Annotated in this window: 8 protein-coding genes and 1 riboswitch; of the genes, 4 read left to right on the top strand and 4 right to left on the bottom strand. The window is 69.3% G+C overall.

Annotated elements, in window-relative coordinates; genetic code table 11:
* The first annotated feature begins 394 nt into the window (after positions 1-394).
* A complete protein-coding gene (locus ACFWX1_RS34050; RefSeq protein ID WP_378393871.1) occupies positions 395-2,674 on the top strand; it encodes an AAA family ATPase in 2,280 nt (759 codons plus the stop codon).
* Between the two features lie 45 nt (positions 2,675-2,719).
* Here the strand turns inward: ACFWX1_RS34050 and ACFWX1_RS34045 are convergent, their stop codons facing one another.
* Together ACFWX1_RS34045 and ACFWX1_RS34040 are read right to left on the bottom strand one after the other, a co-directional pair.
* Complete coding sequence (locus ACFWX1_RS34045; RefSeq protein WP_378393870.1) at positions 2,720-3,364, bottom strand: LytR C-terminal domain-containing protein; 645 nt, start codon at positions 3,362-3,364, stop codon at positions 2,720-2,722.
* Complete coding sequence (locus tag ACFWX1_RS34040) at positions 3,361-3,672, bottom strand: DUF3263 domain-containing protein (RefSeq protein ID WP_378328817.1); 312 nt, start codon at positions 3,670-3,672, stop codon at positions 3,361-3,363. The genes ACFWX1_RS34045 and ACFWX1_RS34040 overlap by 4 nt, the downstream gene beginning before the upstream one ends.
* Positions 3,673-3,829: 157 nt before the next feature.
* Between ACFWX1_RS34040 and ACFWX1_RS34035 the strand changes: the two genes are divergently transcribed.
* On the top strand, positions 3,830-4,396 hold the full coding sequence (locus ACFWX1_RS34035) for a peptide deformylase (RefSeq protein ID WP_378393869.1): 567 nt from the start codon (positions 3,830-3,832) through the stop codon (positions 4,394-4,396).
* 76 nt (positions 4,397-4,472) lie between these two features.
* On the opposite strand, the gene ACFWX1_RS34030 is transcribed toward ACFWX1_RS34035, so the two are convergent.
* Both ACFWX1_RS34030 and ACFWX1_RS34025 read right to left on the bottom strand, forming a co-directional pair.
* Positions 4,473-6,638 carry a glycoside hydrolase family 15 protein gene (locus ACFWX1_RS34030; RefSeq protein WP_378393868.1) on the bottom strand — a complete coding sequence of 722 codons (2,166 nt, stop codon included), beginning with the start codon at positions 6,636-6,638 and terminating at the stop codon, positions 4,473-4,475.
* Between the two features lie 103 nt (positions 6,639-6,741).
* On the bottom strand, positions 6,742-7,320 hold the full coding sequence (locus tag ACFWX1_RS34025; RefSeq protein ID WP_378393867.1) for a Uma2 family endonuclease: 579 nt from the start codon (positions 7,318-7,320) through the stop codon (positions 6,742-6,744).
* Positions 7,321-7,465: 145 nt separating this feature from the next.
* Positions 7,466-7,595, top strand: a riboswitch (TPP riboswitch).
* On the opposite strand from ACFWX1_RS34025, the gene thiC reads away from it, so the two are divergent.
* Both thiC and thiD read left to right on the top strand, forming a co-directional pair.
* Positions 7,589-9,232 (top strand): phosphomethylpyrimidine synthase ThiC, encoded by a 1,644-nt coding sequence (gene thiC, locus ACFWX1_RS34020; protein ID WP_378393866.1) that lies wholly within the window; start codon positions 7,589-7,591, stop codon positions 9,230-9,232. Its footprint overlaps the riboswitch before it by 7 nt.
* Positions 9,229-10,047, top strand: a complete 819-nt coding sequence (thiD, locus tag ACFWX1_RS34015; protein WP_378393865.1) for a bifunctional hydroxymethylpyrimidine kinase/phosphomethylpyrimidine kinase — start codon at positions 9,229-9,231, stop codon at positions 10,045-10,047. Before thiC ends, thiD begins: the two co-directional genes overlap by 4 nt.
* The last annotated feature ends 103 nt before the right edge of the window (positions 10,048-10,150 follow it).

The raw sequence follows: 10,150 nt of genomic DNA, 5'->3' as shown, positions 1-10,150 counted from the left end.
GGCCACACCGCGGGACGCCCTCGGTGAATTGAGCGCACCGAGGGCGTCCCTCGGCACAAGGCGCCCCTGGTTCCGGACCCCGCACCCCCACCGTGCCGCCCCACCCCCCGCACCCCGCCTGTCGGCTGCCCCCGGGCAAGCGCCCCAATGTGGCGTTGGGTGCGCTCAACGCACCGAATGCCACATTGGGGCGTTCGGACCGCCTCGGGAAGCGGAGCAAGGGACCTTTGCTATCGCTCCCGTACCCAGCGACGAGCAACCGCGGCAACGTCACCCAGTGCCCTGCCGCCGTCGCCCGCGCGACGCACCAGCGGTGACCAGCGGCACGCCCGCCGGTCACCGACATCGCCTCCTTCGACGCCTGGGACGGGTCCGCGTCGCTAGGGTGATCGGTGTGAGCGACCCCCAGATCACGCTGGCCGTCCGGCACACCCCGTCCGCGTTGGATTCGCGCCGCGGCGTCGTCCGGTTGCACCCCGAGGTGCTCGACGCGCTGGGCCTGCGTGCCTGGGACGCGGTGCACCTCACCGGCGCGCGGGTGAGCGCGGCCCTCGCCGCGCCCGCCGACGACGGCGGTGTGCCGGGGGTGGTACTCACCGACGACGTCACGATGTCGAACCTCGGCGTGTCCGAGGGCGCGGAGATCGTAGTGGCCCCGGCGGCGGTGTCCGCGGCGAAGACCGTGACGGTCGCGGGATCGCGGCTGGCCAGCGCTTCGGTTCCGCCGCACACGCTGCGGCTGGCGTTGATCGGCAAGGTGCTCACGGTCGGCGACGCGGTTTCGCTGCTCCCCCAGGACCTCGCGCCCCCGGCGGGTTCGGACGCCTCCGCCGTCCGCGGGCAGCTGTCGCGGGCGATCGGCGGCACCTGGACCAACGAGCTGCTGACCGTCACCGCGACCGAACCGGCCGGGCCCGTCGCGGTCGGACCGTCCACAGTGGTCAGCTGGCGGGACGGCGCGCGCACCGGCGAACCCGCCGCGACGTCCTCGTCCCCGGCCCGCTCGGCGACCGCGATCGTGCGCAGCACGGCCGTGACCGCGGTCGAGGAGTACATCGAAGCGGAGATCGTCGAGGACGAAACACTGCCCGAGGTCGTCGAGACCGTGCCGCCGGTCGCCGACCTGGTGGGCGTCGAATCGGCGGCGCGCAAGCTCGCCGAATGGTTCGATCTGGCCTTCCACCGGCCGGAACTGCTGGCCAAGCTGGGTACGACGGCGCACCTCGGCGTCCTGCTGTCCGGGCCGGAGGGCGTCGGCAAGGCCACCATGGTGCGCTCGGTGGCACAGGCGGAGAACGTCGGCGTGGTCTCGCTCGCCGCGCCGAACATCGCCGTGCTGGAGCCGAACGCCGCCGCCGCGCGGCTGCGTGAGGCGATCACGTCGGCCGCCTCGGCCGAAGGCCCGGCCGTCCTGCTCATCACCGACATCGACGCGCTGCTGCCCGCTTCGCAGCCGCCGCCGGTCGCGACCGTAGTGCTGGAGGAATTGCGCGGCGCCTTGCGGCGGGACGGGCTCGCCGTCATCGCGACCACCGCGCGTGCCGAATCGGCCGATCCGCGGCTGCGGGCGGCGGACCTGCTCGACCGCGAGCTGAGCCTGCCCTTGCCGGACGCGCGGACCCGCAAGGAACTGCTGCTGGTGCTGCTGCGCGACGTCCCGCTGGAGTCCGGTGTGGACCTCGGCGCCATCGCGGAACGCACACCGGGATTCGTCGCGGCCGACCTGATCGCACTGCGCCGGGACGCGGCGCTGCGAGCCGCGCTGCGTCAGCGAGAAGAGGACGAACCCCGGATCTCCCACCAGGATCTGCTGGACGCGCTGACCACCGTCCGTCCTGTTTCGATGTCCACTTCGGACAATCTCGCCACCGGCGGGCTGACGCTGGACGACGTCGGCGACATGACCGAGGTCAAGCAGTCGCTCACCGAGGCCGTGCTCTGGCCGCTGCGCTACCCGGACTCCTTCGCGCGGCTCGGCGTCGAGCCACCACGTGGCGTGCTGCTGTACGGACCGCCCGGTGGCGGCAAGACGTTCCTGGTGCGGGCGCTGGCCGGAACGGGCGCGCTCAACGTGTTCGCGGTCAAGGGCGCCGAGCTGATGGACAAGTGGGTCGGCGAGTCGGAGCGGGCGGTGCGGGAGCTGTTCCGCCGCGCCGCCGAGGCCGCGCCCGCGCTGATCTTCCTGGACGAGATCGACGCGCTCGCGCCGCGGCGCGGGCAGTCGTCGGACTCGGGCGTGTCGGATCGGGTCGTCGCCGCGCTGCTGACCGAACTGGACGGCGTCGAGCCGATGCGCGAGGTCGTCGTCCTCGGCGCCACGAACCGGCCCGAGCTGGTGGACCCGGCTTTGCTGCGTCCAGGCCGCTTGGAACGCCGCGTGTACGTCCCGCCGCCGGACGCCGAGGCCCGCGCCGCGATTCTCGCCGCCAGCTCGCGGAACACGCCGCTGGCGTCCGATGTGGACCTCGCCGAGGTCGCGTCCACTCTGGACGGTTATTCGGCCGCGGACTGCGCCGCGCTGATCAGGGAAGCCGCGCTGACGGCGATGCGGGAGTCGCTGGAGGCCACCGAGGTCACCGCCGCTCACCTGGACACGGCCCGCAAGACCGTCCGGCCGTCGCTGGACCCCGTTCAGCTGGCCGAGCTCGAGGCCTACGCGAAGTCCCGCGAGTAACCACGGAACTCACGCGCCCGAGTGTGAGACTCGGGCGCGTGAGTGTCAGCTCTTGCCTGGTGAGTGGTAGTTGTTCGTCACTATCACGATGACACCGGCGGCGGAGCGCTCGATACCGGGGAAGCGGGGCTCGGCACGCATGCCGAACTCCCTCGCGAGCTGCCTGGCGGCGGCTTCCTCGTCGGTGCCGGGGCGGAAGTACGCGGTGGTCTCCGGGATGACGCCGTCCGGATAGTTGCTGACGTCGGAAACGGTCCAGCCCGCCTTGCGGAAGTCCTCGGCGGCCCGCTCGGCGAGGCCCTTGATCAAGCTGTTGTTGTAGACGCGCAGGGTGACCCACTTGTTGGACGCCTGCTGGTCACCGCCCGGCTGCCCCGGCTGCGGCTGGCCCTGGCCGGGCTGGCCCGGCTGCCCGGAGGTCGGCGCGCCACTGCTCGGCGAGGCCGAGGACGGCGGTGTCGGCGACGAGGGCGGGCCCGAGGACGACGGTGGCGAGGCGGGCCCCGAGGTCGGCGGCACCGCGTCGCTCGGAGTGGACGGCGGCGGGGCCGGGCTCGACGCGGCGGTGTTGTTCGACTCGCCACCGGTCAGCGCGGACACCCCGCCGATGACCGCGGCGATCACGGCGACACCGATCAGGGCGAGCCCCGCGGCCTTCAGCGGCCGGGAAAGTCCCGAAAACAGACTCATGGCAGCTCGAACCCCAGCCTCCGGGCGGCCCGGGTGCGCTGGCGGGCCGCGCGGGTCTTGCGCAACCGCTTGACCAGCATCGGGTCGGCCTGGATCGCCGCCTGCTTCTCGAGGAGCTGGTTCAGCACCTGGTAGTAGCGCGTGGTGGACAGCCCGAACCGTTCCCGGATGGCCTGTTCCTTCGCCCCCGCGTAACGCCACCACTGGCGTTCGAAGGCGAGGATGTCGATCTCGCGTTCGGTCAGGCCGTCCACGAGCTCCGGCGGGGACGGCTGTTCCGGCTCAGCCATCGACTCCGCGGCGTCCATCTGACTCCTCGCAATCACTGAGGTGCTAGGCAAATCACAGGGCTGTGGTTCCGCGGCGCCATTACACCACGGAATCACCGGCCGTCGTGGGCATCCACGTCGGCGCGTCACGGTCTAGGGAAGGTCTACCAGAAGGGTCCGACTAAACTGCCGCCTCGTGACCGTCCATGCCATCCGAATCGCCGGCGACCCCGTGCTGCACAACCCGACTCGGGAGATCACCGAGTTCGACGAGAAGCTGCGCACGCTCACCGAAGACATGTTCGAGACGATGTACGCCGCCGAGGGGGTCGGCCTCGCGGCCAACCAGATCGGCCTCGACCTGCGCCTGTTCGTCTATGACTGCCACGACGACGAGGGCAATCAGTTCAAGGGCGTCGTCGTCAACCCCAAGCTGGAGACGTCGGAGATCCCGGAGACCATGCCGGACCCCGACAACGACTGGGAGGGCTGTCTCTCCGCGCCCGGTGAGTCGTACCCGACCGGCCGCGCTTCGTGGGCGAAGGTCACCGGCTTCGACGTCGAGGGGAATCCGATCGAGGTCGAGGGCACCGGGTACTTCGCGCGCTGCCTGCAGCACGAGACCGATCACCTGGACGGCTACATCTACCTCGACCGCCTGGTCGGGCGGCACGCGCGCGCCGCGAAGAAGATGCTGAAGCACAACAAGTGGGGCGTCCCCGGCCTCTCCTGGCTGCCGCCGAAGGACCACGGCGACTCCTGACGCGACGTGCTCTGAAGGCCACCTTGAGGGACTTGAGTTCCCTCAAGGTGGCCTTCAGAGCGTTTGGGCCCGGGAATCAGCAGGACAGGAAGTGGCAGCGAACGACGGCGGGTTGTTCGAGGACGGAACCGGCGCGGACGGACTGGGCCAGGCGGATGTACTGCGCGTGTGTCCAGGCCAAGGGCGTGGCCGACGTCGTCGGGGTGCCCGCGGGGAAGCCGGTCTGTCCCGAAGGCGCGTTCTCGTCCCAGACCTGCTCCGGCATGGTGCCCGACGAACTGCTCACGCGCCCGAGGTCCCGCAGCCTCCGCGCCGCCGACGCGGGGTCGCCGTTCGCGAGGTCGTACTCGCCACGTTCACCGGCGAGCAGTGGCCACAACCGGCCGTAGGTGGTCCGGCTTTCGGCTGGGAAGGTGTAGTCCCACGGCGAGCCGTCCGGCTTTTCGCCGTAGCCGTCCTTCGTGTAGCGGTGCCAGAACTGCCCGGTCGGGGTCGTGAACGCGATGTCCGCGTCGGTCACCTTGATGCTGTTGCGGATCACCGGATCATCGGCGCGGTAGATGCCGAGCCGGACGAGGTCGAGGAATCCCGCGTCGGTGACCGCGCGCTGGTCCGTGGTGACGCTGGAGTTGCCGAGGTTGTAACGCGTGCCCGCGTTCGCGTTGCCGTCCTTGGTCAGCCGGACGAAATACGGGTCCTTCGACAGCGGTCCGTTCGTGGTCACCGTCCACCGCGCGAGGTTCGCCTTGAAGCTGTCGGCCGCCGCGAGGTACCGCTGCGCGTCGGCCGCGGCGCCGTTGTGCTTGGCCAGGTCCGCCGCGCAGACGAGGCCCGCGATGACCGCGGCGATGGTCGACGGCGAATAGCCGTCCTGTTCCTCCCAACGTTCCTGCTGCGAGTACGGCGAGGCGAGCCCATTGGATCCCTTGTAGGACAACAGGAATTCGGCTGCCTTGCGGACACCCTGCCAGGTTTTCCCGTCCGTACGGCCGAGTTGCTGGGCCAGCACGATCGGGAACGCGGTCTCGTCGAGCTGGATCGAAGGCCAGTAAGGCTTTCCGTCGACGTTGCTGTTCTGCGGCAGATGCCCATCCGGCAATTGCTGCGTGCCGAACATGTAGTCCACCGAACGGTTCGCGGCGTCGCGATCGCCGGCGGCGAAGAGGCCGGTCGCGATCTGGTAGAGGTCACGCGGCCACACGAGGTGATAGGTGCCCGACGGCGACCACTCCGGGTCGTTGTTGCCGAAGCGCCAAGGCATGCTGGGCGAAGCGATGAACGCGCCGGGATGATGCTTGTCCTCGCTCGCGGCGAGCGTAAGCACTGACGCCTGATAGAGATCGCGCTCGTTTCGCGTCCGCAACGACGACGGCGCATCCTCGACTCGCCGGAGGTAACCGCGCCAGCCCTGGTCATAGGCGCGGGCGGTGTCACGCCAGCCTCGCCGTTGCGAGGCGCGTGCGTTGTCCAGCGCTGCCGAAGCCTTGCCGCCCATGCCGAGGGCAAGTGTGACGTGCCGCGCGCGGACGCCGTCGGCCGTGGTCTGTCCGGTGAGCACGACGTTGCCCTTCGCGGCTGTGGCGTACTCCGCCAAGCGGAACGTCTTGGCGAGCTGGGTGGCGCCGTCGGACACTCCCGCGTAGCCGACGCTCGTGTGTGTGAACGCCGGAGCCGCCGTGAGCGCGGCCGCATTGCTCGTGTCGTGCGCGATCAGTTCCGCTCCCGAAGCAGCGGCGGTGTCGTCGGAGCCGTTGTTGGTCAGGTCGGGATCGGCGACCGCATAGAGCTGGTACGGCTGCCCGGTCAGGGACGTGAAATCGACGTCGACCAGCACGGTGGGCCGCGCCGGATCGGTCACGTACGTCTTGCGGAGACTCCAGCGGTGCTGGTCGTCGATGATGGTCTGCTCGTAGGTCAGGCCGTCGAGACGGCGGACCCGCTGCGTACGCGCCGAGGAGTCGGTCACCGCGAAGCTGCGGCCGTCGGTGACGACGAACTCCAGCGAGCGGACGCTCGGCGTGGACAAATCGGGGTAGTACACCTCGGACATCCGGCCGCCCTGCAGCGTGAACCACACGTCGCTCGCCTTCTCGCGTGCGGTACCGAAGCCCGTCTTGTTCGCCGGAAGCCAGCTCGGATGCGAGCCGGGCGCGCCCGGCGCCTCGCCGGACGCCGCCGCCACGGCCGGGACCAGGCTCGTGACCAGCATCGCGGCCAACGCCGGAAGCAGGATTCTGCGCATAAGTGACCCCCAGGTCAGGGTTCTGCACCGTTACAGAACACCTGGAGATTCTGTCCGCAAACCCTCCCCCGCGCATGACCCGATCCGGTGAACCGGCAACCGGCTAGTCGAACTCCTTGGTGTCGAGCACCAGCCCGATGGGCTCGGGGATAGTGATCTTGCCGCCGAACGGCACGCCATGCGACGACTGGTAGTGACCATCCGCGGGATCGGAGAACAAGGTCACCAACGGCCCGGCCTCAGCGAAGCGATCGATCAGGAGATAGAGCGGAACCGGCGCCAAGGCGTACGCGCGCAGTTTTTCCACACGATCCGTCCTGGCATTGCTCTTCGAGACGATCTCCACGGCCAGCTTCGCCCTGTCTGCTGGGACAGGCATCGCATCCGGGAGTGCGGACAGCTCCGTCTCCGGAACAACGACGAGGTCCGGCTCGAAGAGCCGCCGGAGAGATGTCACGGACACCGCGAGCGTCTGATACACCCCCCACTCGGACGGCAGTACGCCGATGAGCGCTCGATGCACTCTCTCGGCGATCCTGTTGTGCCCGTTGCCGGGCGGCGGCGTCATGGTTATTCCCCCCTCGAGAATCTCGGCATGCCAGCCCTCCGGCACGTCGAGTTCCTGCCAGGCACGCAGCAGCGCGTCCCAGCTCCAGTCGTATTCCACAGCAGCGGCGCTCATCGAGCCCACCTCCCTCTGCACTGTTCGCCCAGGGTACCGCCGGAAACCGACAAGATCGGCGTTCCGGCGCGAACGGTCCGTTCGTGCTATCACAGCCCCCAGGGTTGAGTACTCGGGCTCGGCGTGGCATGGTCGGGGCACAACCTTGAAAAACCGCGGGAGCTCGCGCCATGGCGGGCTGAGAGGGCGGCTGGTGTCGATCAGGACACCCGGTGCCGCCGACCGCATGAACCTGACCGGGTAATGCCGGCGTAGGGAGTGAACGTCGTTGACGACGCTGGAGAACAATGCCGCCATCACGCCGACCGTGACCACCGGCCCGATCACCGGCTCACGGAAGGTGTACCACCAGACGGAATCCGGCCTCCGGGTTCCCGCACGGCGGATCGATCTCTCGAACGGGGAACACTTCGACGTGTACGACACGTCGGGCCCGTACACCGATCCGGACGCGAATATCGACGTCCACAGTGGACTTCACCGGCTGCGGGCTGGCTGGGCCGACGGGCGCGAACACAACACGCAGCTCGGCTGGGCCAAGGCCGGGGTGGTCACGCGCGAGATGGAGTACATCGCCGCGCGTGAGCGCTGCTCTCCCGAATTCGTGCGGGACGAGGTCGCGCGCGGCCGCGCGGTGATCCCGGTCAACCGCAGGCATCCGGAGAGCGAGCCGATGATCATCGGCAAGAACTTCCTGGTGAAGATCAACGCCAACATGGGGAACTCGGCCGTCTGGTCCTCTGTGGAGGAAGAGGTCGACAAGATGGTGTGGGCCACCCGCTGGGGCGCCGACACGATCATGGACCTGTCCACCGGGAAGCGCATCCACGAGACCCGCGAATGGATCCTGCGCAACTCACCGGTCCCGGTCGGCACCGTGCCGATCTACCAGGCGCTGGAAAAGGTCAACGGCGAACCGGAAAAGCTCTCGTGGGAGATCTACCGCGAGACGATCATCGAGCAGTGCGAGCAGGGCGTCGACTACATGACGGTGCACGCCGGCGTGCTGCTGCGCTACATCCCGCTGACCGCGCGCCGGGTCACCGGCATCGTGAGCCGCGGCGGGTCGATCATGGCCGCGTGGTGTCTCGCGCACCACCAGGAATCCTTCCTGTACACGCATTTCTCCGAACTGTGCGAGATCCTGCGTGAGTACGACGTCACGTTCTCCCTCGGTGACGGCCTGCGCCCGGGTTCGATCGCCGACGCGAACGACCGCGCGCAGTTCGCCGAGCTGGAAACGCTGGGCGAGCTGACGCACATCGCGCGCGAGCACGACGTCCAGGTGATGATCGAAGGCCCCGGCCACGTGCCGATGCACAAGATCAAGGAGAACGTCGAGCTGGAGGAGAAACTCACCGGCGAGGCGCCGTTCTACACGCTCGGCCCGCTCGCGACCGACATCGCGCCCGCCTACGACCACATCACCTCCGCCATCGGCGCGGCGCAGATCGGCTGGTACGGCACGGCGATGCTGTGCTACGTCACGCCGAAGGAACACCTCGGCCTACCCAACCGCGACGACGTCAAGACCGGGGTGATCACCTACAAGATCGCCGCGCACGCCGCGGATCTGGCCAAGGGCCACCAGTACGCGCAGGAGTGGGACGACGAGCTTTCCAAGGCCCGCTTCGAGTTCCGCTGGAACGACCAGTTCAACCTCTCGCTGGACCCGGACACCGCGCGGGCGTTCCACGACGAGACGCTGCCCGCGGAGCCGGCGAAGACAGCGCACTTCTGCTCGATGTGCGGGCCGAAGTTCTGCTCGATGCGGATCACCCAGGACGTGCGCAAGTACGCCGAGGAGCACGGACTGTCCACTGTGGAGGCCATCGAGGCCGGGATGGCGGAGAAGTCCGCCGAGTTCGCCGACCACGGCGGCAAGGTCTACCTGCCCGTGGTCGGTCAGTGACACCCACGCCACGCACCGCCCTCACCATCGCCGGATCCGATTCCGGCGGTGGTGCGGGCATCCAGGCCGATCTGCGCACGTTCTTCGCGAACGGCGTGCACGGAATGGTCGCGCTCACCGCCGTCACCGTGCAGAACTCGTTGGGCGTGCAGGGTTTCAGCGAGATCTCGGCCGACGTCGTCACCGCGCAGATCAAGGCGGTGGCCACGGACATGGGCGTGAACGCCGCCAAGACCGGGATGCTCGCGACCGCCGAGATCATCCAGGCGGTGGCGAAAACCCTCGACGAGGTCCACATCGGACGGTCGGCCGATGTGCCGTTCGTCGTCGACCCGGTGGCCGCCTCGATGACCGGGCATGCCCTGCTGCGCGAGGAAGCGCTGGAGGCCATCCGGACCGAGTTGTTCCCGCGCGCCACGCTGATCACGCCGAATCTCGACGAGGTCCGGCTGCTCACCGGCGTCACGGTGTCCGACGCGGCGTCGCAGCGGGTGGCGGCGGAGGCGTTGCTGGAGTTCGGTTCGACGTGGGTGCTCGTCAAGGGCGGACATATGCAAGACGCCGAGGACTGCGTCGACCTGCTCTCCGACGGCACGGAGTTCATCTCGCTGTCCGGACCGCGCTACGACACGGAAAACACACACGGCGGCGGGGATACGCTGGCCTCGGCGATCACGTCCTCGCTGGCGAAGGGCGCGGACGTGCCGACCGCGGTGGCCGAGGGCAAGCGGTTCATCGAACGCTGTGTCGCCGAGTCGTACCCGCTGGGCGCCGGGGTCGGCCCCGTCTCCCCCTTCTGGCGCCTGGCTCCCTAGCCGAAGGTCCGTGGGGGGGGCCCACCCGGGCCCCCACAACCCACAAGCGGCCCCCCACCAACAGCCCCACCCCCCGGGGGTTGGGTGAGGGGGGCGCATGGAC

Source organism: Amycolatopsis sp. NPDC059021, assembly GCF_042739895.1.
GTDB lineage: Bacteria > Actinomycetota > Actinomycetes > Mycobacteriales > Pseudonocardiaceae > Amycolatopsis.
This window is presented reverse-complemented; position numbering and strand designations above follow the sequence as displayed.